The following is a 25,497-nucleotide window of genomic DNA, read 5'->3' as shown; positions in this document are numbered from 1 at the left end:
CAATTTTCTTTTAGATTTATCATTGAAATAAGATTTCAACAAAAATATATGTACTATTACTTAATCATAATTTTAAAATATAAATCGTCTTATGTCTACAAGAAAAATGAAGATAACATGAGATATTTTTAATTTACCGTTAAATAATATTCGTAATAATAAATGATCGAATAAAAGCATCCGAAAATCAACGCCTTTATTCAATCATTTCTTTATTTGTTATTCTAATATTTTTTTAAATAACTTTTATTGAACCACTACTTCTTTGTGTCTAGTTATCTAAACAAGTCATTGTTCACCTGTCTAAAACATCCAAATCAACTCTGTTTCCCACTTAGAAATGCAAAGACATTTTCTCTGGAGATCGATCCAATCGGAATTTCTTGTTTATAGATGTTGACTGTTTCGACTGCTTCTAGTTGAGCAAATAATTGTTTTAGTGGTGTATCAAGCTGAACCACTCTTCGTTGTTCAGTGATCTCTTTCTCAAAAAAGCCAGCAAGTACAAGTTGTTCAACTGTCTGATCTTTTTCTTGGATCGATTCCTCGAAGAAACTACGTACAAAGTCATTCTTAGGATGCATCAATAATTGTTCTGGTGTATCACATTGGATCAATGCCCCTTCTTTCATCACAGCGATGCGATCCCCTAGTTTAATTGCTTCTTCCATATTATGGGTAACAAAAACAATCGTCGTACCTAATTCTTTATGAAGTGATAAAACAAGCTCCTGCAAGGAAGTTCTTGATAGAGGGTCCAACGCACTGAAAGGCTCATCCATCAAGATCACTTCAGGATTGGCTGCTAACGCCCGAATGATCCCTACACGCTGTTGTTCTCCTCCAGACAATTCTTGTGGCATTCGATCACGATAGACATCAGGATCTAAACCAACTTTTGTCAGTAACTGATCCGAAGTCTCGGATCGTTTCTGTTTTTCCCAGCCTAACATTTCAGGGATCACTTCGATATTCTGTTTGACAGTCATCGTTGGAAATAATGCAATCTGTTGCAAGACATATCCCATTTGCCAACGCATTTTTTGCAAGTTATAGTCCTTTAATGATTTACCTTTGAAATATACCTCACCGACACTTGGTAATGAGAGTCCATTGATCATTTTTAGTGAAGTTGTCTTTCCACTTCCCGAAGGACCTACCAATACAAAGATCTCTCCCTCATTGATTGAAAGGTCTAATTGTCTAATTGCATACTTGTCATTAAAGGTTTTTTGGACGTTTTTAAATTCAATCAGTTCGGTCAATTGTTATCCTCCTTCACTAAACCTTGGTCAACCAAAAATTGTCGTGCCACTTCAGCTGGTTGTTTTTTCTCGACATTTACTTGATAATTCATCGTTTGCATCTGTTCTTCCGTTATTTTGCCGCTAAGTTTCTCTAAAGCTGCCACGACTTCTGGATGATCATTGGCAAAATCTTCATTCATCAATGGTGCGCCTTGGTAGGTAGGGAACAAGCCTCGGTCATCTTCTAGGACGACTAAATCGTATTGTTTCAGTTCACTGTCGGTAGAATAGGCATCAACTACATTGACATCACCATTATTTATTGCTTGGTAACGCAAACTAGGTTCCATGCTTTGGACACTCGGAAAATCTAACTGATAAAGTTCCTGTATCCCCTTGTACCCATCTGCACGATCGATAAATTCTAACGTGAACCCTGCCTTGATTTGATTTTCGATTTTAGCTAAATCAGAAATTGATTTTACTTGGTGCTCATCCGCAAAGTCACGTTTAACAGCAAGAGCATATGTGTTTTGATAAGCCATCGGACTTAAAAGTGTCATTGAGAACTGTTCATTTAACAGTCTATTGGCCTCGTGATACGTTTCTTCTTTTGTTAATTTTTGGTCCTTGATTGATTCTGGAACTGTAACCAGACTCTCTAATACTGTTCCAGTAAACTCAGGATAAATATCAATTTGTTTGTTTTCTAAAGCGCTGAATAGAAAACTGGTTTTACCGAAATTCGGTTTTAATTCGACTTCCGCTTCGGTTTCTTCTTCAATCAATCCTTTGTACATCTGGATCAATATATCTGGTTCTGCACCAAGCTTACCGGCAATCGTGATTTTCTCTTGTTTTAAGAAACCAGTTTGATAAATGGAAGCACCTGCGACTAAAGTCAAAATCAAGCCTAAAGTGATCATCGTATAACGAGGTTTCAAGTGTTGTAATAGACGGATCAAGCTACTGAAAACAATAGCTAACAAGGCGGAGCTGATTGCGCCGATCAAAGTTAAAACAGGTGTATTCCGATCGATTCCTAGTAAGATAAATGTTCCTAGCCCGCCAGCACCGATCAAGGCTGCTAATGTTGCTGTACCAATGATCAATACTAACGCAGTGCGGATACCTGAGATAATGACAGGCAGCGCGATGGGTAACTCTACTTTGATCAATCTTCGAAAACGAGACATCCCAAAAGCAACTGCTGCTTCTTCAATTGATGGATTGATTTCTGCTAATCCTATATAAGTGCTTTGAAATATCGGTAATAAGGCGTATAAGATCAAGGCAATCAACGCCGGTAAAGTGCCAATCCCTACAAATGGAATCAATAATCCTAAAAGTGCAAGTGAGGGAATGGTTTGCAGCACACTCGTTACTTGTAACAAAAATTCTGCCATTCTTTTGTGGTTGACTGCCCAAATAGCAAGCGGGATCGCAATCACTGCGGCAATCAATAATGCAATCAATGAAATAGATAAGTGCTGAAATGTTGCTGCGAATAACTCTTCTTTTCTCTCACTGAGCGTTTCGATAAACGTATTCATATGACCTTCCTTTCTGTTCTCCTTTAAGTATAAACATAGCGAAGTAAATCCCCAACTAAGTTGTTTTAAAAAAAACTTGCAATCGACTAGATGGTGAGAAGTGATTGCAAGTTTTGTTTTTGTATTTAGTTATTTTGAATCGTACGTAGCTCTATGTTGATAGAAGGTTTCTTCATACCTACGTTTTCGTTCATTTTGTCGATATTTTTTTTCATCCCACATCACAAACCATAATACAAACGAAGGTAAAAAAATCAATAATGCTGTTTGTAACCCATAATTACCTATAATAATTCCAAAAAATAAAATCAACAACATCGCACCAAAACGTCTCATTGATTGCATCTCTGATCACCTCTATTATTTTATACCGAACGATTGTTCGCTCTTTTATTATACGAACAATTGTTCCCGTTGAAAAGTAGAAGTTGGAATTTTGAACAAAAAAAACAGCCAGTAACTTTTAAAATCTCGTGGGGGAGATACTTGTTTACTGGCTTGTTCAATAATTATTATACTTTAAGTTGTGTGTCAGTGACCAAAAAAGTAAAAATCGGTTGTTTTAACATCATAATCGTTAAATTTAATAAAATAATTTATGTTTTTTTATATTTAAATACATTTTTTTATTTATGACACTATTTTATTCACTATTTTTTTATCCCTAAATTATGCAATACATATTTTTACATAGAATCATTTTTGATTTAAAAGATTGTTTTACAAGGAATGATTGACCGAAATTAAATACACTTCATTATGTATATTTTTTTCTATTTACCTATTGAATTTATAGAGCCGTTCAGTGTAATATAAAGATTGCTGAAAATTTTCAAAAAGAAAAGAGGTTAGAGATGAAACAAGTAAAATTTTTATTAGACTTATGTGGAATTATTTTTGGGGCTGCTCTTTATGGATTAGCGGTAACCGGAATCAATCTCCCTTCAAAATTAGCTGACGGTGGTGTCACAGGAATTGCTCTTTTACTTAATCATTTATTTGGCTTTGCGCCTTCCATCACCTCACTGATCATAAATTTACCTTTATTGCTGATTTCCTTGTTTATTTTTGGAAAACATGCATTTATTCGAACGATCGTCGGAACATTTTCTCTGGTCTTCTTCTTGCATGTATGGGAAAATTTAAATGTCCACTTTGCTGTTGGAAATCTTTTAGTGAATAGTCTAATGACTGGCATTCTTTCGGGAATCGGTTGTGGCTTAGTTTTTCGTTTTGGGGGCAGCACTGGCGGAACCGATATCGTTTATCAAGCAATTGAAAAATATTATCATGTGAATATCGGGAAAAGTCTATTTGTTATCACGTTTGGGATTTTAGTTGTGTCTTTGTTGTATTTGGATTTTACGCATTTTGCCTATACTCTTTTGAGTTGCTCAATTTTATCTTATACATTGAATAAAGTGAAGTACTTCCGCTTCGCTAATCCTTTCAAAAAAATCACAGCTCCATCCCCAACAGTCAATCAATTAGAACCTGTGGAAGATTCATATATAGATTGAACTCTTACCATAAAAAGCAACTGAGGTCGGAACAGAAGTGTTTATTTCTCGCCGTTTATCTGGTTTTAGATAGTGCGAGAGAAACCATGTTCCAGCCACAGTTGCTTTTTTATAGTCATTCTTACTACTTGTCTTATCGAGCCATTTTTCCACCGGTGGATTTGAACCCACCTGACAAAACGACTTTGCCTTGCTGGCTACCTTCCTTCACCAACGTCATCGCTTGTTCAAGTGAAGCTCGGCTGATACCATCTGAGTAAACAGTTGTTACGTGGCTATGAAGTTTATTTTCTTCAAATAACTTTGTCAATGTCTCTAGGATTGCGCCTTGTGTTGCGATTTCTTTATTATGATCTGTTTTCGTGAAAACATACTCCCAATGGAAGCTGATTGAATCATTTTTATATTCATTCCAATCGATTTTCGCTTTTGTATTGACGATCATTCCGATATGCCCTAAAGGTTGAATGATTTTTTTTATTTCTGGTAGATAGGATTCAATATCATACAACACTGCGATATAGTCAACACCATCGCTCCCAGCTTGTTTTAATTGGTCATAAAGAGAATGATGGTAATCTATCGGAACATCTACGCCATTTTTTTCAAGCCATCCAAAATTGTGCGGACTAGCAGTTGCATAAACTTTCATACCCGTCCACTTCGCTAGTTGCGTCATGATCGAACCAACGCCACCTCCTCCATTGATCACCAAAAGCTCTTTCCCTTCATTTGCTTTTTCTTGAGGAACTAACTGAAAATTTTCAAATAGCAATTCATAGGCAGTGAGTGCAGTCAATGGAATCCCTGCAGCAGCTTCGTCGCTAAGATTCTTAGGAGCCTTTGCAGCGATCCGTGCATCAACGATTTGATACTCTTGTTGACTCCCTTCACGTTGAGTCGTTCCTGCATAATAGACACGGTCATTCAGCTCGAACCCCTTTACAGCCGCGCCCATTTCCCGTACATAACCCACACTATCATAGCCGAGCACAGTGAATGTTTCTTCTTTGACGATTTCTCTTCGCTTCGTATCTATAGGATTGATCGAAAGTGCTACAACTTCGATCAATAAGTCGTGTTCGCCAGGTTTTGGTACCATAGTATCTTCTTCAATCAATTGTGGATAAGGGGTCTCATAAGTAAAACCAAACCTTTTCATTGATGAGGGTCTATTTATCATTTTCCTGTTCCTTTCTACTGCAATAATATAGTCGGTCAAAAAAAAGCTGTTCCGCTCCAACATCCAGACATTTTTTCACAAGTCCTGCTTGTTTCTTATGTGTCTGAATGTTTGAAGGAACAACTTTTTCTCATACTTGAGCAGTCACTACTTATTGGAAATAACCATTGCCTTTCAAGGAATTACCTTGGTCATTGATCAGGCCTTCCAACGAACGATCTAATACTCCATGAGTTTTCTTACTTGAACTTTTCTCTTGGTTCATTGTTACACCTTGTTTTCCATCATAGGGTGTATTTTCTGTTTCAAATAAAAGATACGCATTCTTTTCTTTTTTGATCGAAGCGAGCAATTCTTCTTCAGAGATTTTATTTTTCTTCGGATCAGGAATGATCGAAGCTGGTACGTACTTAGGTACAAAATAAGAACGTTCTCTTACCGAACTATTGAATACACTTCGTGATTGGCTTGTTTTTTCTTGTGTTGGTCTTTGCTCTGAAGGGCTGGCATGACGATTATAGCCAAAATTCGTCTGACTGTTTCGTTTGGTTTGTGTTTTTTTACTCTGCCTATAGTCTGGCAAATTTTGTTTATGTTTTGCTAGATTTGCTTTTTGTGTTGAAGCATGCCGAACATTGACTGTCGAATGAGGATTTTTTTCATTTTTTGAATAATCCTCAAAATGAAATTCATTGATTTGCTCGAACAATGGTTTGTCGCTTGTATCGGTCATCAGATCATCTTGTCCGTCAAACAGCACACGCCTATTTTCATTTTTTAACTTTACACCTATGTGATCATCGTATGCAGGAAAGCGAAAATGTTTTCGTTTGATTTCTGTCATGTAAACCATCCTTTTTAAGTGGACTTTCTCTTATAATAGCACAAATCGTCTATTTTCTATAGCTAAGCGTTAGTCTTATTTAACTTTCTTGTCGTTTCACGAATGATCAATTCTGGGAAAAAGTGACGGTATCCTTGGCTTGCTCCTTTTTCAGTAATTTTCTTTAATAGCATTTCGCCGCACACTTCCCCCATACGAATGATGTCTTGTTTAACGGTAGTCAGTTTTGGGGAACTGATTTGATCAAGAAATACGCCATCGAAACCAATAACGCCAAATTGATCGGGTAACTGTCCGCCAACTTGTGTGATGCCACGAACGATACCAAGCGCTAAACGATCAGAACTGCAAACAAAACACGTTTTATCTGAAAATTCGTCCCAATGTTCCGTGATATATTTTTCTGGTGTGGTGGAATGATTATCAAAACGCAGCATTTTCGGAGTTAGCCCAGCCTCTTCCATCACTTTTAGATAGCCCGCTTCTCTAGATAGTTCAAAAGGTTCTGCTTCATCAATGCCGATATAAACAACCGTTTGATAACCAACTTCTAAGGCATATTGTGTCGCTTTGGCGGTCCCATATTGATTATCGCTATCAACATAATCATAGCCCATACGATTTTCACCAAATAACACGACTGGCTTTTCTAGACGATTGATCCAATCAAAATCTCTTTGACGCACGCCAGTGATGATATAACCATCGCAGGAGCCGACGTCAAAAGCATCGTTGGTCACTAATTGCAAGGAATAGTGCTCTTTACCAATCCTTTTAGCAATTCCCATGAGTAGATTCATATAATAGGGTTCCGTGGTATCGATTTCCTCAAGAATAAACAACTTGATGATCTGTGAACGGTTCGAAACTAACGCTTTTGCTGCAATATTTGGACGATAATCCAATTCAGCCATGGCTGTAAAAACTAGTTCCTTTAGCTCATCAGTGACTTGTTCTGGATGATTGATCACCCGAGAAACCGTCATTTTCGAGACATTTGCTCGTTTAGCTACATCTGCCAATGTTGGCATAAAATCTCCCCTTCCATGCCTAATTCCATAACTATAGTCATTATAGCAAAGATTTGTGCTAAAAAAGAGCAACTCTGAAGTAGTTCTGAAAAAAAAATCTATCAAAGAAAAAAATTTCTCTTTGATAGACGTTTTATCTATTTAGTCCTCTTACTTACTATATAGACACAGCCATCATTTGGCTCAAAAAATCCGCTGCTTCATCCATCAATGGGACTTCAACCATATGACGTTTTTCCGAAGAAGCACGAAAGACGATTCCCTTACCATAAGACTTATCTTGGTTTTTTTTGACAAATTTAGACACTTGTCGAAAAGGAATCTTTTCATCTTTTTCACCATGCCAGAAAAATAAAGGACGACCTGCTAATTTTTCTGGTTGTAAAGATAGATCATATTGGTTAACCCAAGAAATCAAATCAAAGTAGTCAACGGGCAACTTGTACTGGAATTCTTGTGCTCTACGTGAGATTTCTTCACCATATTCAAGTGGTGATGGTGATCCCATCAAACAAATTCCGCCAGTGATTTCTGGGTGTTTGGCTAGCAATGCACAAGTGGTCATTCCACCCATTGACACACCACCCACAGCTAATTTATCTGAAAGAAGTTCACGTTTTTTTAGATGTTCGATCAATGTATCAAACTCGAATAGATTCCCGTAGATACTACTCCAAAAAGTAAAGGAAGGAATTTTTGAAACGGGTTGTTTACGCTCACCATGGTTCATCGCATCTGGAAGCAAAACTCGCATCCCTTTTTTAGCCATTTTTCTACCTTGAGTCAATACAAGCTCCTTGCTTGTCTGCCAACCATGATAGTAGATCACTACTGGGATTTTCTCTGTCTTCAACTCTTTTTGGACAACTTCTAATACGGGTATGTTTTTGATGGTTCGTTTCAAAATAATTGGATTCACTGATTGATTCACCTGATTTTCATTAGATTGGTTGACCGTAAAGACAACCATAAACTTAGCATGACTTGTACAAGGCATAGTAGCCCAAATGTAATAGTATAAAAATCCATTCTTTTAACAAAGAATAACATGGCGAATATTCCTATGGTTCCTAATCCTATGGATAAGGCTGGGGAAATCGACATTTTAAAGAAGCTAGCCACACTACCAAAAATATTACCAATAAACACCATTAGAAAAAGAAAAATACTTAATATTACCCCATCAGTTAGTGAGATTGGGAATAACAAGGAATTCGCTTCAATGGGTTGTTGGATCGCATGGGTCCCTAAATACATACTAAGAAAAATACTACATATATGACTGACTCCAATGACCCTGTTCATTCGCTTCATCGCGCTCACCTGACTCTCTTTATAATTCTATTATAATCATTTTATCATTTTTTTAAAGTAATAAACGTTTATTCTTTTCTTCAATCGCATTATTTCTGATATGATGAACATAGACGCTACTGAAAGGAGTTCTTATTATGTTCGATCCAAAAATGTTAGCGATGATCTTTTTCATCAATTTCGCTTACATCACATTAAATACCCTACGCTTTATGTTGACCATGAAAGGCTATCGCTACATCGCTCCATTAGTTAGTATGGTTGAGATCACTATTTATATCGTTGGTTTATCGCTGGTTTTAGACCGCTTAGATAATCCATTGAATTTGTTCGTTTATGCGTTAGGCTATGCTGTTGGTATCAGTGTTGGGATTGCCATTGAGGATAAATTAGCACTAGGATATATCATGGTAACGACGATCCTACCAGCAAATACTTCAGAGGATAAAAATTTACCGATCATTCTTCGACAAAATGGGTTTGGAGTGACTCAAACGTCAGCAACTGGTTTAGAAGGTGAACGGTTAGTTCTAGAGATTTTATCTCCACGCAAAAGTGAACGTGAGCTTTATCGCTTGATCAAAGAAGTTGAAGAACGCGCTTTTATTATCTCCTACGAACCAAAATATATTTCTGGCGGATTCTGGACAAAGAAAGTGCGCAAACGTCGAAGTAATGTGAAATGAATATTCACAAAATAGACGATGATCCGATGAAATTTTTTCATCCGACCATCGTCTATTTATTTGTTTTATTAAAAACCATCGACAATTCCTCATCATTTTGTTATTATATTGTATATCATTAAATTTATGGGAGTACTTATGGAAATACAACAAAAAACAACGACCTATCTACATTGGGGATCTGTTTTTGCCGTTTTGAATGCTTTACTTTTTTTCTTTTATGCTTATTTTAAGACTTCAAGCATCCCATGCAATTCATTTGGCTGGTTATTGCTTGACCATTCCGAGCTGAACCAATCGACTGACAACCCAACATTCTTGATTCTTTCTACTTTCTGCGGCCTTATCTTCTCGTTATGTTTCGCCGCCTATTTTGCTAAAAAAAAGATGAATACATTTAATGAAGTAAATGTTATTTTCGTGATACTGAAATCACTGAACCTTTTAACAGCTATGCTCTATACGGTTAATCAAGATTCACTTTTTTTCTTCATTATTAACGGTTTAGTTGTGATTTTAACGATATTTACTTTCTTTATTTTTTCATTGATCACCAAGCAATTAAGAATGCCAATGGTCATACAAACCAGCACCTTTTTCTGTTTTTGCTATAGTCTCGTAGCACTATTCATCCTAGCCTTTGCGCCATCGATTAATTCTGCCAATATCCAAATCACTAGTAATATTCTAGATATCTTGTTTATTGGGAATTTGGCTTATATGATGCGGCATTTTCGTAAAGCAGCATGATCCCAATGAGATCTGGACAGGAGTGTTAAGTCTCGTGAAATCAGGCAGCATCCACAAAAATTATTTTCTAATTTTTGTGGATGCTGCCTGATTTTTCGAAGTAGTTCCTTCTGTTCTCACTTTTTTCGGTTTTAGTCGGCGGGATCGCCGACAATTGTTGAGGTCATATTTTCTTGATATAAGAATAAGATTTTAAATCCAATTGCCGCATGACTTCGACCAACGCTTGTTCTTTAATAAAGGCGGCTTGCATCGGTGTTTCCGTTGAAGGTTTATATTTTTGTAGCAATGCGTCATTCCTATCCTCTGTTACAGGCAAGAGCAATTGATATTGCTCCTGTTGGACAACAACCCCCGCTAATAATAAGGCATCTAAAAAAATCGACTCACGGCGTTTTTTGTATTTGTTTTCACAAATTCGTTCGATAATCACTTCTATTTGGTCAAAAAAATAGGTTTCATTCACATCGCCAATCAACTGCCCTAGAGCCTGAAATTCCTCAGATAGTGGGGTTTGCTGTTTTTGGAGATGGAAATACGTTGGTAAAGAAACCACGTTCTCTCCTTGGTTGAGCGTTACAAAGCGATAGTTCTCATTTCCTGCTTCCAACCGCACAATCGTAGGAACTGAAAAAGTAGTGGCATAAAAATAAGGAGACGTTGTTTCATGGCTGAAATCCCAAATTTCTTCTGATAAGAAGAGATTTCTGAGGTGTTCCGGTTGTTTCATTAATTCATTGATCAATTCTTTAGTCAGTTGATTGATCTCTGTTTGGAAATCTCCTTGGTCATAGACCGGAAAAGCACAGCGGTAACGGCGATTTTCTCGGATGATCAAGCCACTATCGATCATTTGATCAAGAAAGTGTTCCATTTTCTTTTGGGGAAATGCTTTCTTTAGTTGGCGTAAAATGACCTCTTGTGAGCCTTGTTCGATCAAATAGTCGATCATTGGTTGGAAGAGCGGATGCTCAATTAGTTTTCGTTCGTTCTCTAAAGAATAAAAATATTGCATATCTGTTTACCTGCTTTCTATGTGACACCTTGAATGAAAAAAGCGGGAGGTCCCAGCCAACTGGTTACACTCCCACTCCCTTCTTCCAATCTCATTGCCTAATTGAAAACTTCTGTTAATTGAGGTACCACTTGTTTTTTACGTGAAACGACCCCTTGTAAAAATGCGCGATTATTTTCTAACTTCACGCCAAAAGCTTGTTCAACTTGTTCTTTTCTTTCACCAGCAATCAATAATTCTGAGTTGCTGTTCAAGATGTCTGTTACAACAAGAACAAAAAGATCATACCCATTTGTCGCGATCTCTGTTTGCATAGCAGTTTCAAGTTCAGCTTGACGATCCATTACTTCATTTAGATCAACTGTATTGACTTGAGCGATACGAACACTTGCTTCACCCATAGGGAAACTTTTCGCATCTAGATCAAGTAATACTTCTGCTGGTTTATCACTTAGATTTGTACCTGCTTTCAACATGTCTAAACCATACGCTTCTAAGTCTACACCAGAGATTTCAACTAGCTCTTTTGCAGCCAATTGATCTGCTTCTGTTGAAGTTGGTGATTTGAACAACAATGTATCTGAAATGATTGCTGATAACATGATTCCAGCGATTTCTTTCGGAATCTCAATTTGATTTTCTTTAAATAATTTTAGAATGATCGTACTTGTACAACCCACTGGTTCAGCACGATAATACAATGGATTCGCTGTTTCAAAGTTGGCGATACGATGATGGTCAACTACTGCTAGAATCGTAGCTTCCGCAATATCTACCACGCTTTGTTGGAATTCATTATGATCGACAAGCATGACATCTGCTTGTTCCTCTTTGATCGATGTGATCACTCGAGGCGCCTCTAATTTGAAGTAATCTAGTGCAAATTGTGTTTCTTCACTTGGCGTGCCTAAAGCGACAGGCTCAGCGTTTACTCCTAATTGATTTTGCAAATATGAAAATGCAATCGCTGCTCCAATTGCATCTGTATCAGGATTTTGATGACCAAAAACTAAAACTTTTGACATTTGACTCGCTCCTTTTTGTTTTCTCCTATTCAATAATAGCAAAAAAACGGAAAGAAGCAATACTTATCTTCCTTCCGTTCGCGTCTATCTAGTTAAATACTTTGTATAATCTTCGATATGAAGAAGACGTTTTGCATTTTCTACTCGTTCTTTTGTCGGTGGTTCGATTCCTTCTAATGGATACGTCAAACCAAGCGTTTCCCATTTGTATTTACCCATTGTATGATAAGGAAGGATTTCCACACGATCGACATTTTCAAGTGTTTTGATGAATGCATCAAGGCGGATCAAATACTCATCATAGTCACTACGTTCTGGGACTAACACATGACGAATCCAGACAGGTTTCTTGATATCTGAAAGATACTGAGCCATTTCTAAGATATTTTCATTGCCCCAATGAGTTAATTTTTTATGTGCTTCGTTATCGATGTGTTTGATATCGAATAACAGTAAGTCCGTATAGTTCATCAACTCTTCAAAACGAGAAAAGAAAGGCTCATCATGGCTAAATGGTTTTCCACATGTGTCGATTGTTGTATGAATGCCACGTTCTTTCGCCTTTTGGAATAATTCGATCAGGAAATCGATCTGCAATAAAGGTTCACCACCACTGATCGTGATCCCTCCTTGTTTCCCCCAATAAGAACGGTAACGTTCTGCTTGGTCTAAAATTGCATCTGTGGTATATTCTTTTCCTCCACCAATATTCCAGGTGTCTGGGTTATGGCAAAATTCACAACGCATGCGACAACCTTGCATGAAGACGACAAAGCGAACGCCTGGTCCATCTACAGACCCAAATGTTTCAATCGAATGGACATAGCCTTTTGTTTGTTCTTCCATTTTAATCACTTCTTTTCTTTAGTTTCTTTCGTTATGAGCCACGGATAATGTTGCGACTTCTCAACACGCTGTGAAGAGGAGATCTATCTGTTTGCCTCTAACACTCTATATATCCTTTTTTTACATATAGTTGTAAAAAAGGAAGACAAAAGCTCATGCGGAACTTTTGCCTTTCCTTTTTACACTGCATTAATTGTCTTACATTCTGTCGTGTGACGTTCTCATTAATACGTCTAATTGTTGTTCTCTTGTCAAGTCACGGAATTTAACCGCATATCCAGAAACACGGATCGTTAAGTTTGGATATTTCATTGGGTTTTCCATGGCATCACGCAATAAGTCATTACTGAATACGTTCACGTTCAAGTGGTATGCTCCTCTTGAGAAGTAACCATCTAAGACGTTACGTAAGTTGTCGATTCTTGTTTCTTCATCTTTCCCTAAACCAGAAGGGTTGATTGTTTGTGTATTAGAGATACCATCACGTGCGTGTGCATAGTTGAATTTCGCAGTTGAGTTCAAGCTTGCAAGCAACCCATTTTGTTCTGCTTGATAACTTGGGTTTGCACCAGGTGCTAAAGGTTTACCAGCTTCACGTCCGTCAGGTGTATTCCCAGTATTTTTCCCGTAAACGACATTTGATGTGATCGTTAATAATGAAGTTGTCGGAGTTGAATTACGGTAAGTTTTATGACGTTTGATTTGACCCATGAAGTATTCTAAGATCCATTCAGCGATCTCATCGGCACGGTCATCGTCATTACCATATTTAGGGAAGTCACCAGTTACTTCAAAGTCAACTGTGATCCCTTTGTCATTACGGATTGGTTTAACTTGTGCATATTTGATTGCAGATAAGCTATCTGCTGCGTGAGAGATACCTGCGATACCTGTCGCAAATGTACGTTTCAAGTCAGTATCCATGACAGCTAATTGTGCTGCTTCATAAGAATATTTGTCGTGCATATAGTGGATGATGTTTAGCGTATTGACATAAAGCTCAGCTAACCAGTCCATGATGTTCATGAAGTTGTGTTTTACTTCTTCAAAGTCTAATGTGTCGCTTGTGATCGGACGATACTCAGGACCTACTTGTGCGCCTGTCATTTCATCCACGCCACCGTTGATCGCGTATAACAAAGCCTTAGCTAAGTTTGCGCGAGCACCGAAGAATTGCATATCTTTACCAACAACCGTTCCAGATACACAACATGCAATCGCACAGTCATCTGAACCCCATTGTTCACGAAGCAAGTTATCATTTTCAAATTGGATCGAAGAACTTTCGATCGCAATTTTACTTGCATACGTTCTGAAGCCTTCTGGTAAGTTTTCTGAGTATAAAACAGTCAAGTTTGGTTCTGGTGAAGGTCCCATATTTGTCAATGTGTGCAACATACGGAAATCATTTTTTGTGACTAATGAACGTCCGTCTAAGCCCATACCAGCGATTGATAAGGTTGCCCAGATCGGGAAGCCAGAGAACAATTGGTTGTATTCAGGCGTACGTGCAAATTTCACCATACGTAATTTCATTACTAAATGGTCGATTAATTCTTGTGCTTCTTTTTCAGTGATCACACCGTTGTCTAAATCACGTTGGATATAAATGTCTAAGAATGCAGAGATACGTCCGATCGACATAGCTGCACCATTTTGAGATTTGATTGCAGCTAGATAACCAAAGTATAACCATTGAACGGCTTCTTTTGCGTTTGCAGCTGGTTTTGAAATGTCATACCCATATTTTGCAGCCATTTCTTTCATTTGAGCTAATGCACGATATTGTTCTGAGATTTCTTCACGAAGACGGATAACCTCTTCACTCATCGTATGGTAGCCTGTATTGTCATGGTCTTTTTTCTTTTGAGCCATCAAATAGTCGATTCCGTATAATGCGATACGACGGTAGTCACCGATGATGCGGCCACGTCCGTAAGCGTCAGGAAGTCCAGTGATGATCTTGTTTTTACGTGCAGCACGCATTTCTGCAGTATAAGCATCGAATACACCTTGGTTATGTGTTTTTCTCCAGTCTGTGAAAATATGTGTTAACTCTTCTTTTGGCTCATAGCCGTTACTTGTTAACGCATGATTCGCCATGTTGATGCCACCAAATGGCATGAATGCTTGTTTCAAAGGAGTTTCAGTTTGCAGACCGACGATTTTTTCTAAATCTTTGTCTAGGTATCCTGCTTCGTGAGAAGTGATTGTTGATACGACATCTGTATCCATGTCATATACACCATTACGTTCAAATTGGATATCATTCAATTTTTGTAATTTTTCCCACAAATTTTCTGTTGCTTCAGTGGGTTTTTCTAAAAAGCTGTCATCACCGCGGTATTCTGTATAGTTGTTTTGGATAAAGTCACGTGTATCCACGCCTTCTTTCCACTTAGTTCCTTTAAATCCATTCCATTGTTCCATCGTATGGACCTCCCGTTTCTGTTTTATGTAACAGTTTTTACGTGATAAGTATAACACATGTCGCCTCCAATGCAAGGGTTTTCTTGTTTTTTTATTAACAAATAAAGCAAATATAAAATAATAGTAGTTATTAAAGCTGATAAATAGGCATTTATCTATTGTGAATCTATTCATATTTTATTTGTGCAAGTCTTAATTTTATGTTAATAAATAAAAAATAGCTGGCAACTGTAATAATACAGTTGCCAGCTATTCCATAAAAAACTATAACAGTTATTCCTTGATATCCATCGTTGGAGAATCAATCACCATTTGTACTTCTCCGCCTTTTTTCTCATCTAAAACAAATGAACCGTTGGACGTACGATCACCAATTGGATAATCCGTCGGATCGATTGGTAATTCTTGTCCTTTTTGATTGATCAACGTCATCGTTTTGGCATGCCCCTCTGACATATAGATCACTCGATGTGGTTGTTTCTTTAATTCTCGCAATACAGTCACACCTCGTTTGGCACGAGAAGTCTGACTGATTTCTTGTGCAAGCATTCGTTTTACTGCCCCACGCTGACTGACGATAACGATAGGCGTATCTCCTTCTGCTAAGACAAGTAAACCATTAACGACATAATCTTCTTCTTTCAAATTGATCGATTTGACACCTGAAGCCTTCGTTCCAACAACTGGCACTTCAGTCAACGGATAGCGTAGGCCCATTCCTTGATGCGTAACAAGGAAAATATCACGATCTGTTTGTTCTTTTTCAAGATAGACAGCCACTAATTCATCTTCACTGGCTTTTAGCTTCATGCCACTCAATGGACGACTCTTATACGTACGCCATGGTTCAAAATCTGTCATCCGCGTCTGTTTGATCAAGCCGTTTTTACTGATAAATACAAATGTTTTTTCGGAATCGATTTTCTGATAGGGGAATACCGCTAAAATGGATTCATCAACAGCTAGATTCACTATCGTTTGTGAGATATGCTCACCGGCATCTTTCCATTTCAAATCTGGTAGTTCGTGAACTGGTCGATAGATCACATTGGCTTTATTGGTGACCAGTAATAAATGATCTAACGTATTCAGTTCCCCAGCATATAGAAGATAATCTCCTTCACGCATACCGATTTCTTCTGGTTTTGATGCACTATAGGAACGAAGGCTTGTTCGTTTCACATAGCCTTCACGTGTGACACTGACAATGACATCCTCTTGCGCAACTAATACTTGTGTATCGATTTTGATTTCTTCGATTTCATCTTCGATCATCGTCAAGCGAGAAGAAGCATATTTCTTCTTGACTTCACGTAGTTCTTTTTTCATGACAGAAAATAATTCTTTATCGTTTGAAAGGATTTTATTTAATTCAGTGATCAGAGCAATCAATTCTTGCGATTCACGGCGTAGTTCGGTAATGTCTGTATTCGTCAAACGATAAAGCTGTAACGTAACGATTGCTTCAGCTTGTTCTTCTGTAAATTGGAACATTTGGACTAAATTGTGCTTCGCATCTTTTTTATCTTTACTCTCACGGATCGTTGCAATGACTTCATCTAAAATCGATAGAGCTTTCATCAGCCCTTCAACGATATGTTGTCTTCTTTGCGCTTTCTCCAAGTCAAACTGACTACGTTTGGTGATCACTTGTTTGCGGTGCTCGATGTAACTACTTAAAATATCCTTCAACCCTACTTGATGAGGGGTCATATGATCGATTGCCACCATATTGAAGTTGTAGTTGATCTGTAATTCGGTATTCTTGAATAAATAATTCAAGATTCCTTGAGCGTTAGCGTCTTTTTTCAATTCCACAACGATCTGTAGACCCGTACGATCACTTTCGTCACGAACTTCTGCGATCCCATCGATTTTCTTGTTCAAGCGTATCTCATCCATTTTTTTGACAAGAGTCGCTTTGTTCACTTCGTAAGGAATCTCAGTGATCACGATTTGTTGCTTGTTTCCTTTGATAGATTCGATCGCCGTTTTTGAGCGTAGGATCACTTTCCCACGACCAGTTTCATAAGCTTTCTTGATTTCATCTTTTCCTTGTAAAATGCCCCCAGTTGGAAAATCAGGACCTGGAATGAATTCCATCAATTTGTCTAAGCTGGCTTGTGGATGGTCGATCATATAGACCGTTCCATCAATGACTTCCGCGAGATTGTGCGTTGGTATCTCAGTAGCATAGCCCGCAGAGATACCGGTTGATCCATTGACTAATAGATTGGGGTATCTCGCTGGTAATACAGTTGGCTCTTTTTCAGTGTCATCAAAGTTCCACACAAGGTCGACCGTATTTTTTTCGATATCAGCAAGCATCTCACCACTCAATTTCGATAAGCGCGCTTCTGTATAACGCATCGCCGCTGGTGGGTCTCCGTCCATACTTCCGTTGTTTCCGTGCATTTCTACGAGTACTTCTCGTAGTTTCCAATCTTGGCTCATACGAACCATTGCATCATAGATACTGCTGTCACCATGAGGATGATAATTACCCATGATATTCCCGACAGATTTTGCTGATTTACGGAATCCTTTATCAAACGTATTGCCGTCTTTGTTCATCGCAAATAAAATACGACGTTGAACGGGTTTCAGACCATCACGGATATCCGGCAAAGCACGTTCTTGAATAATATATTTCGAGTAACGTCCGAAGCGGTCACCCATCACTTCTTCTAACGTTAATTCTTGGATTTCTTGACGTTCTTCCATTAGGTGACCTCCTATTCTACCTCTACTGATTGTTCATTTTTGTTTTCTTCAGCGCGTTCTTCTTCTAATAGGTCATTAGAAACAGACGCGGAAGTCTCAGTTTCTTCTTTTTTGTCTAGAATACTACGTTCTTCTTCTAAGCTGAATTGGACATGGTTTTCGATCCATTTACGACGTGGTTCGACTTTATCCCCCATCAAGGTGGTTACGCGTCGCTCTGCTTGCGCAGCATCATCGATCCTCACCCGGATCAAGGTCCGAGAGGTTGGGTCCATCGTCGTTTCCCATAACTGCTCCGCATTCATCTCCCCAAGACCTTTGTACCGTTGCAACATATAGCCTTTACCGACAGTCTTAATGACTGCAGCTAATTCGTCATCGGTCCATGCATACTCGACTACTTGTTTTTTCCCTTGGCCTTTAGATACTTTATATAGCGGCGGTAAAGCAATGTAAACTTTCCCTGCTTCGATCAATGGTTTCATATAGCGATAGAAAAATGTCAACAACAAGACTTGGATATGGGCACCATCGGTATCCGCATCGGTCATGATGATGATCTTGTCATAGTTGCAATCTTCAAGTGAAAATTCAGGCCCGACGCCGGCACCGATCGTATAGATCATCGTATTGATTTCTTCATTTTTTAAGATATCTTGCATTTTTGCTTTTTCGGTATTGATGACTTTTCCTCGAAGTGGCAATATCGCTTGAAATTTCCGATCTCTCCCTTGTTTGGCTGATCCACCGGCTGAATCTCCTTCGACAAGATACAATTCATTTTTCTTAGGGTTTCTCGATTGTGCAGGTGTTAATTTTCCAGAAAGTAATGATTCGCCCTTTTTACGTTTTTTTCCATTACGGCTTTCTTCTCTGGCTTTACGAGCGGCTTCCCTTGCTTCTCTCGCTTTGATTGCTTTACGGATCAGCATTTGGCTCATTTCGCTATTTTCTTGCAAGTAGAAGCCCATTTGTTCGCTCATGACATTATCAACGACGGAGCGAGCAATCGGTGTACCTAGTTTTTCTTTCGTTTGTCCTTCAAATTGTAGCAAATGTTCAGGTACCCGGATCGACAAGACTGTCGCAAGTCCTTCACGGAAGTCACTACCTTCTAGGTTCTTATCTCGTTCTTTCAACAAGCCTACTTTACGGGCATATTCATTGTAGGCTTTGGTCATTGCTGTTTTCATGCCGACTTCATGTGTCCCACCATCTTTTGTTCGCACGTTGTTAACAAACGACAGGACATTTTCAGAATAGCCATCATTATACTGATAGGCCACTTCTACTTCGATTCCTTCTTTTTCACCAGAGAAATAGACTACTGGCGTCAACGTATCTTTTTCTTCATTTAAATACGCAACGAATTCTTTGATTCCTTCTTCGTAATGAAAGACTTCTTGAACTGTTTCGTCACCTCTTAGATCTGTCAAAGTGATTTTTACACCTTTTAACAGAAATGCAGACTCTCTTAAACGTTCAGATAACGTATCATAGGAAAATTTAGTGGTTGAGAAAATACTATCATCTGGTAAGAAATGAACAGACGTCCCATTGGCTTTCTTCGTTTTGCCAATTTTTTTCAACGTTCCGTCTGGTTTTCCACCTTGTTTGAATGTTTGTTGGTATTCGATACCATCTCGGACGATCGTCACTGTTAGCCATTTAGATAAAGCATTGACGACACTGGCACCTACACCATGAAGTCCACCAGAAGTTTTATATCCTCCTTGGCCAAATTTACCGCCGGCATGTAGCACAGTGAAAATAACTTCGACCGTTGGGATACCTGAAGAATGCATGCCAACAGGCATACCACGTCCACTATCCGTAACAGTCACACTGTTATCCTCGTGGATCGTCACAGCGATTTCATTTCCGTAGCCTGATAAAGCTTCATCTACGGCATTATCAACGATTTCATAGACTAAATGATGCAAGCCTCGGCTATCAGTCGACCCGATATACATCCCTGGTCGTTTTCTTACTGCTTCTAATCCTTCAAGAACTTGGATCGAGGCATCATTGTATTCATTTTTAATTTTTTTTGCCAAGGCAAACGCTCCTTCAATAATACTTGCGATATAACCGCACCACGCTTATCATACTAGAAAAGTCCTCAAAAAAAAAGAGGGAAGGTCAGAATTACAAGAAACAACCAACCCTCCCGCTTTTTTCTTTCTTTTCTCTCAGCTTATCAGTGGTAACGATCACTTACTCTTTTTTGATAACAGGTCAAAACATTTTTCATCACTTAGCTAAACCGTTTGCCAGTAAAAGTGTCACTGACTATCAGGATATGTGCTTCTGTTATTCCTGTTTTTTATTGTTCCATTTTTGCTAATTCGATCTTGATACAGCGATCCATGACGATATCATTTCTTTCAGCTGCTTGGAGCATTTCAGCAGCTTCTTCATTCTCAATGCCTAACTGTGCCCAGAAGACTTTCGCATCTGTTTTCAGAAAATCTACCGCTACTTCTGGTAAAAACTCACTACGGCGGAAAATATCCACGATATCAATAGGTTCATTGATATCTGTCAGCTGTGCGACAACGGTTTCGCCTAACACTTCTTCCCCTGCCAATACTGGATTGACTGGAATGATACGATAGCCGTGTTCTTGTAGTAATTGTGCGATCTGATAACTTGTCCGTTCAGGCTTATTACTTAAACCAACGACCGCGATCGTTTTTGCTTCTTGAAGATAGCGAAAGATATTCGCTTGTTCTGGATTTTTAAATGACATGTGGATGACTCCTTTCGATCGTTCGATTTTTTCGATTGTTTGAAGCATTCTTTCATGCTAAAATATACATTAGCTTCAACTTGAAAGAGGTTAAAAAATGAAAATAATCTTATTGTTTATTGTAGCATATCTTTTGGGCTCCATTCCATCTGGAGTATGGGTTGGTAAAATCTTTTTTAAAAAAGACATCCGTGAACACGGTAGTGGAAATATGGGAACGACCAATACATTTCGTGTTTTAGGTAAAACCGCTGGAATAGTGGTATTATTCATGGACATCTTAAAGGGAACATTAGCTACTGCCTTACCCGTCATCTTCCATGTCACTTCTGTCAACCCGCTATGGTTTGGTGTCTGTGCGATCTTAGGACATACATTTCCAATCTTTGCTAAGTTCAAAGGTGGCAAAGCAGTGGCGACAAGTGCCGGTATGTTATTAGGCTTCAATCCACTGTTCTTTCTTTATTCATCAGCAATTTTCGTGATCAGTTTATACTGCACGAGCATGGTAAGCTTAACGAGCATGATCAGTGCGGTCTTGATCACTTTATCCACCATCTTCTTACCATACATTGCACCAGCAATCTTACCAGAACCAAATTTACTTTTGACGTTGATTGCTTGTGGTGTCTCCGCTTTTATTTTTTACCGTCATAAAGACAATATCAAGCGTATCAAAAATAAAACAGAAAGCCGAATCCCATTCGGTTTGAATAGTAGCAAAAAGAAATAATCTTTTTGATGAATGATAAAAAACAATGCCTTCTAAACAAATGACTGATCGATTGCTCAACAATTCGTTCATTTGTTCAGAAGGCATGTTTTGTTTCATCGAACTAGATCAAGAGAACACATGTAATCGACTTGTGTTTACTTGACAGTGATCGAATATTTCGTCTTGAATAATTCGTGAGCGCCTAATTGATTGATTCCTGCTTTTTCGTTCAACTGCCCATTACTATCAACAGTGTCTGCGATTCCAAACCACGGCTCGATACAAACAAATGGTGCTTCTTTAGGATAGGGCGACCATATCCCAACGTAAGGCATATCTTTGTAACTGAGGGTGACACTGTGACTAGACTTTTCACTACGGATACTGTAAGCATTCAAACCCCTTGTTTCAAATACTAACGCATCCTGGTCAAACAGCTCCCGAAATAACGCAAGGTTGGTGTTCGTTTGTCCAATCGTTTTTTGTTCCATGTCGATGAATGGTCCAGCTAATGGTAAACGCAAACGTGATTTTCTAGGAGAGAAAGCCAAATAAAAGTCTTCAAAAGTCAAACCTTCTTCTAATGGCACATTGAATGCTGGATGACCGCCAATCGAGAAATACATCTCTTCTTCCCCAATATTTTCAACTTGATAATGAACAGTGATCCCGTCTCCCCCTAATTCATAAACAAGTACCAATTCAAAATCAAACGGATAATTCTCTTTTGTTTCAGGGGTACTTTTCAGGACAAACTTCGCACGTTCTTGTTCGTGCTCCACCATCTCAAAATCCATATCACGAGCAAAACCATGTTGACCCATTGAATACGTTTTTCCTTGGTACACATATTGATCGTTTTTCAAACGTCCAACAATAGGGAAAAGAACGGGGGCATGTCTTCCCCAATACTTAGGATCGCCTTGCCAAATATATTCTAGATCATGTTCTTTTGATTTCAAACTGATCAATTCTGCTCCATGTTCGGAAATTTCAGCAATCAGCTGATCATTTTGAATAATAACAGTCATCGTCATCCTCCATCTTTTCTCAGACACTCACTTCTTCGAGTAGCAATCCTCTGAAAAATCTTCCTTTTAATAACTATGCTTCGTCAGCTCATCTTTAAAACGAGCATTCAATACTTTTAAATACGTGCCTTTCATTCCCAAAGAGCGGGATTCAATGATTCCAGCTGATTCTAATTTACGTAAGGCATTTACGATGACCGAACGAGTAATACCGATCTTGTCCGCAATATTTGAGGCAGTCAATCGGCCTTCATTACCTTCTAAAGCATCAAAAATGGCTTGAACTGCTTTTAATTCACTGTATGACAACGTATTGATCGCCATTTGGACAGCGGTCGTACTGCGAACATCCGCTTCGATATCTCGTGATTTTTGATAAAGGATCTGCATCCCTACTACTGTCGCGCCGTATTCTGCTAAAACAAGGTCTTCATCGTTAAAGGCTTGTTCCATTCTTGCTAAAATGATCGTTCCTAAGCGTTCACCAGCGCCAAAGATCGGCACTACTGTCGTCAATCCAAAAGGATATTTTTCGCGACTTTCAAATGGAAATGCCGTCATATCGCTTGTGATTGGGATATTGGACTCTGTTTTCGTGATCATATCGACTGTTTCTGTGTAGGCATCAGGAAATTGTTTTTGCACAAACATTGTTTTCACACGATCATTGTTCACATCGTGCCGTTCATTATAACCAAGTAAACCCCCTTCACTGCCAATGATATACGTATTGCTGTCTAAAACAGCACCTAAAGTGACCGCCATTTTATCGTAAGGTAAATCCGCCTGCATATCAAACGTATTTTTTTGTTGCAATAATTTGTTTATCTTTCGAGTGTTCGTCAACAAATCCGTCATTTTTTTCCTCCGATTTTATAATATATAGCGACTTAGATCTTCATTTGCCGCAATTGATCCTAATTTATCATTGACATAGGCTTCTGTAATGGTAATTTCTCCCATTTGCATTTCTGGCGCTTCGAATAACAAGTCTTCCAACAATTTCTCTAATATCGTGTGTAAACGTCGTGCACCGATATTATCGGTATCACGATTCACATCATAAGCGATTTGGGCAATCCGTTCGATTGCTTCTTTAGTAAATGTGACAGTCACATTTTCAGTACCAATCAAGGCAATATATTGTTTGACTAACGCATTGTTTGGTTCAGTCAAGATCTTGACAAAGTCCTCAGCAGTTAAGTCATCTAACTCAACACGGATTGGGAAACGACCTTGTAATTCAGGAATCAAATCGCTTGGTTTTGATAAGTGGAACGCTCCTGAAGCGATAAATAAAATGTGGTCTGTTTGTAAGGTACCGTATTTCGTATTGACTTGTGAACCTTCAACGATCGGCAAGATATCTCTTTGGACACCTTCTCTTGATACTTCCCCAGATTGTTGCGATTTAGAAGTGATTTTATCGATTTCATCAATAAAAATGATGCCGCTTGATTCAGCTAATTTGATTGCCTCACTGTGGATATCCGCATCATTGACTAATTTTGCTGATTCTTCTTTGATCAATAATTCTAAGGCTTCTTTGACGGTCACTGTTCGTTCGATTTTTTTCTTCGGCGTCAACGCACCAAGTGTTTCATTCAAATCGATTCCCATTTGTTCCAGTCCATTATTCATCATCGGTGCTGGTTTTTTTTGATCTTGGACTTCGATCGTCACTTCTCGGTTGTCAAGCAAGCCTTTTTGCAATTGTTCTAACACCGTGCGACGATTCACTCGAATCTCTTCTGTGACTTCTTCTTGTGTTTCTACCGGTTGTTGCGAAGCATTGAACATATTCATCATTTGCTCAAACTGGTTGTTTGATTGTTTTTGTTCTTTTTTGATACCTGGTACAAGGATCTTCACTAATTGTTTTTCCGCATTTTTCTTGGCTTGTGGACGAACACGAAGATACTGATCTTTTTCAACGATCTGGATTGCATTTTCGACAAGATCACGAACCATCGATTCCACGTCACGTCCTACGTAACCAACTTCAGTAAACTTCGTTGCTTCAACCTTAACAAAAGGTGCGTTGACGATTTTTGCCAGACGACGAGCGATCTCTGTTTTACCGACCCCAGTTGGCCCGATCATCAACATATTTTTAGGTGTGATATCTTGTTGCATCTTTTCATCTAATTGAAGACGTCGATAACGATTTCTAAGGGCAACTGCCACTGATTTTTTTGCTGCTTGTTGGCCAATGATATATTGATCTAATTCACTGACGATTTGTTTTGGTGTTTGTTTTAATTCATACATGTCATTCACCTCTATAATTCTTCTACAATAATGTTGTGATTTGTAAAGACGCAGATGTCTGCTGCAATATTCAACGCATTTTCAGCAATCTCTTTTGCACTCATCTCATTTTGTGCATAGTTTTTCATTGCTCGTGCGGCAGCTAACGCAAAGTTCCCACCAGAACCAATGGCTAAGATCCCATCATCCGGTGTAATCACTTCACCTGTACCAGAAACTAGTAACATTTCTTTGTCATTCATCACGATCAACATCGCTTCTAGCTTTTGCATCGACTGTTGTGTACGCCATTCTTGGGCTAATTCAACGGCTGCTCGTTGGAGATTTCCGTTGTATTCATTTAGTTTACCTTCAAATTTTTCTTCTAAAGTAAACGCGTCAGCAACGCTTCCTGCAAAGCCAACGACTACTTCATCGTTGTAAATGCGACGTACTTTTCTCGCACTGCCCTTCATCACGACAGATTCGCCCATCGTTACTTGGCCATCACCTGCCATCGCGAATTTCCCGTTTTTTTCAACTGCACAAATGGTTGTTGAATGAAACTGTGATTCTACCAT

General features: G+C 38.6%; 23 protein-coding genes. 4 read left to right on the top strand and 19 right to left on the bottom strand.

Annotated features, from left to right (window positions below):
* Positions 1-317: 317 nt before the first annotated feature.
* The 3 genes from IGJ49_RS05760 to IGJ49_RS05750 all read right to left on the bottom strand — a co-directional run bounded on the left by IGJ49_RS05760 (position 318) and on the right by IGJ49_RS05750 (position 3,145).
* Positions 318-1,265 (bottom strand): ABC transporter ATP-binding protein, encoded by a 948-nt coding sequence (locus IGJ49_RS05760; protein ID WP_137072204.1) that lies wholly within the window; start codon positions 1,263-1,265, stop codon positions 318-320.
* Positions 1,262-2,800 (bottom strand): ABC transporter permease/substrate-binding protein, encoded by a 1,539-nt coding sequence (locus IGJ49_RS05755; protein WP_438722724.1) that lies wholly within the window; start codon positions 2,798-2,800, stop codon positions 1,262-1,264. Before IGJ49_RS05755 ends, IGJ49_RS05760 begins: the two co-directional genes overlap by 4 nt.
* A 129-nt stretch (positions 2,801-2,929) precedes the next feature.
* Entirely contained in the window at positions 2,930-3,145 is a 216-nt protein-coding gene (locus tag IGJ49_RS05750) for a hypothetical protein (RefSeq protein WP_010735720.1), read from the bottom strand.
* Between the two features lie 509 nt (positions 3,146-3,654).
* On the opposite strand from IGJ49_RS05750, the gene IGJ49_RS05745 reads away from it, so the two are divergent.
* On the top strand, positions 3,655-4,320 hold the full coding sequence (locus IGJ49_RS05745) for a YitT family protein (RefSeq protein ID WP_010735721.1): 666 nt from the start codon (positions 3,655-3,657) through the stop codon (positions 4,318-4,320).
* Between the two features lie 133 nt (positions 4,321-4,453).
* Here IGJ49_RS05745 and IGJ49_RS05740 read toward each other — a convergent pair whose 3' ends face one another.
* From IGJ49_RS05740 to IGJ49_RS05720, 5 genes are all read right to left on the bottom strand, one after another.
* Entirely contained in the window at positions 4,454-5,500 is a 1,047-nt protein-coding gene (locus IGJ49_RS05740) for a zinc-binding alcohol dehydrogenase family protein (RefSeq protein WP_438723979.1), read from the bottom strand.
* A gap of 154 nt (positions 5,501-5,654) precedes the next feature.
* Positions 5,655-6,347: a hypothetical protein gene (locus IGJ49_RS05735; protein WP_349520253.1), complete on the bottom strand. Its 693-nt coding sequence runs from the start codon at positions 6,345-6,347 to the stop codon at positions 5,655-5,657.
* Positions 6,348-6,409: 62 nt separating this feature from the next.
* On the bottom strand, positions 6,410-7,378 hold the full coding sequence (locus tag IGJ49_RS05730) for a LacI family DNA-binding transcriptional regulator (protein ID WP_010735724.1): 969 nt from the start codon (positions 7,376-7,378) through the stop codon (positions 6,410-6,412).
* A 157-nt stretch (positions 7,379-7,535) separates the two neighbouring features.
* Positions 7,536-8,297, bottom strand: coding sequence for an alpha/beta fold hydrolase (locus IGJ49_RS05725; RefSeq protein ID WP_096081472.1), 762 nt, complete (start codon positions 8,295-8,297; stop codon positions 7,536-7,538).
* A gap of 8 nt (positions 8,298-8,305) precedes the next feature.
* Positions 8,306-8,692, bottom strand: a complete 387-nt coding sequence (locus IGJ49_RS05720) for a hypothetical protein (protein WP_041684187.1) — start codon at positions 8,690-8,692, stop codon at positions 8,306-8,308.
* A gap of 137 nt (positions 8,693-8,829) precedes the next feature.
* On the opposite strand from IGJ49_RS05720, the gene IGJ49_RS05715 reads away from it, so the two are divergent.
* Positions 8,830-9,378 (top strand): DUF2179 domain-containing protein, encoded by a 549-nt coding sequence (locus tag IGJ49_RS05715; protein WP_019724126.1) that lies wholly within the window; start codon positions 8,830-8,832, stop codon positions 9,376-9,378.
* A 138-nt stretch (positions 9,379-9,516) separates the two neighbouring features.
* Positions 9,517-10,128: a hypothetical protein gene (locus IGJ49_RS05710; RefSeq protein WP_041684186.1), complete on the top strand. Its 612-nt coding sequence runs from the start codon at positions 9,517-9,519 to the stop codon at positions 10,126-10,128.
* 163 nt (positions 10,129-10,291) lie between these two features.
* On the opposite strand, the gene IGJ49_RS05705 is transcribed toward IGJ49_RS05710, so the two are convergent.
* From IGJ49_RS05705 to IGJ49_RS05675, 7 genes are all read right to left on the bottom strand, one after another.
* Positions 10,292-11,143: a DUF1803 domain-containing protein gene (locus IGJ49_RS05705; RefSeq protein ID WP_438722719.1), complete on the bottom strand. Its 852-nt coding sequence runs from the start codon at positions 11,141-11,143 to the stop codon at positions 10,292-10,294.
* A gap of 98 nt (positions 11,144-11,241) precedes the next feature.
* Positions 11,242-12,168: a manganese-dependent inorganic pyrophosphatase gene (locus IGJ49_RS05700; protein WP_019724232.1), complete on the bottom strand. Its 927-nt coding sequence runs from the start codon at positions 12,166-12,168 to the stop codon at positions 11,242-11,244.
* Between the two features lie 84 nt (positions 12,169-12,252).
* A complete protein-coding gene (gene pflA, locus IGJ49_RS05695; protein WP_010735731.1) occupies positions 12,253-13,014 on the bottom strand; it encodes a pyruvate formate-lyase-activating protein in 762 nt (253 codons plus the stop codon).
* Between the two features lie 198 nt (positions 13,015-13,212).
* Positions 13,213-15,444 carry a formate C-acetyltransferase gene (gene pflB, locus IGJ49_RS05690; RefSeq protein WP_010735732.1) on the bottom strand — a complete coding sequence of 744 codons (2,232 nt, stop codon included), beginning with the start codon at positions 15,442-15,444 and terminating at the stop codon, positions 13,213-13,215.
* 273 nt (positions 15,445-15,717) lie between these two features.
* Positions 15,718-18,168 (bottom strand): DNA topoisomerase IV subunit A, encoded by a 2,451-nt coding sequence (parC, locus tag IGJ49_RS05685; RefSeq protein ID WP_349520248.1) that lies wholly within the window; start codon positions 18,166-18,168, stop codon positions 15,718-15,720.
* Between the two features lie 11 nt (positions 18,169-18,179).
* Positions 18,180-20,225, bottom strand: coding sequence for a DNA topoisomerase IV subunit B (gene parE, locus IGJ49_RS05680; protein WP_438722715.1), 2,046 nt, complete (start codon positions 20,223-20,225; stop codon positions 18,180-18,182).
* Between the two features lie 269 nt (positions 20,226-20,494).
* Positions 20,495-20,920, bottom strand: a complete 426-nt coding sequence (locus tag IGJ49_RS05675; RefSeq protein WP_226076326.1) for a CoA-binding protein — start codon at positions 20,918-20,920, stop codon at positions 20,495-20,497.
* A 97-nt stretch (positions 20,921-21,017) separates the two neighbouring features.
* Between IGJ49_RS05675 and plsY the strand changes: the two genes are divergently transcribed.
* Positions 21,018-21,653 (top strand): glycerol-3-phosphate 1-O-acyltransferase PlsY, encoded by a 636-nt coding sequence (gene plsY / locus IGJ49_RS05670; RefSeq protein WP_226076324.1) that lies wholly within the window; start codon positions 21,018-21,020, stop codon positions 21,651-21,653.
* Positions 21,654-21,790: 137 nt separating this feature from the next.
* Here plsY and IGJ49_RS05665 read toward each other — a convergent pair whose 3' ends face one another.
* The 4 genes from IGJ49_RS05665 to hslV form a co-directional block, all read right to left on the bottom strand.
* Positions 21,791-22,666, bottom strand: coding sequence for an aldose 1-epimerase family protein (locus IGJ49_RS05665; protein ID WP_010735737.1), 876 nt, complete (start codon positions 22,664-22,666; stop codon positions 21,791-21,793).
* Positions 22,667-22,732: 66 nt separating this feature from the next.
* Positions 22,733-23,524: a GTP-sensing pleiotropic transcriptional regulator CodY gene (codY, locus tag IGJ49_RS05660; RefSeq protein ID WP_438722713.1), complete on the bottom strand. Its 792-nt coding sequence runs from the start codon at positions 23,522-23,524 to the stop codon at positions 22,733-22,735.
* Between the two features lie 15 nt (positions 23,525-23,539).
* Positions 23,540-24,937: an ATP-dependent protease ATPase subunit HslU gene (gene hslU, locus IGJ49_RS05655; protein WP_438722712.1), complete on the bottom strand. Its 1,398-nt coding sequence runs from the start codon at positions 24,935-24,937 to the stop codon at positions 23,540-23,542.
* Positions 24,938-24,948: 11 nt separating this feature from the next.
* Positions 24,949-25,497 carry an HslVU peptidase proteolytic subunit gene (gene hslV, locus IGJ49_RS05650; protein ID WP_010735740.1) on the bottom strand — a complete coding sequence of 183 codons (549 nt, stop codon included), beginning with the start codon at positions 25,495-25,497 and terminating at the stop codon, positions 24,949-24,951.

The sequence above is a fragment of the Enterococcus sp. AZ171 genome (assembly GCF_051714005.1).
GTDB lineage: Bacteria > Bacillota > Bacilli > Lactobacillales > Enterococcaceae > Enterococcus_B > Enterococcus_B pernyi.
This window is presented reverse-complemented; position numbering and strand designations above follow the sequence as displayed.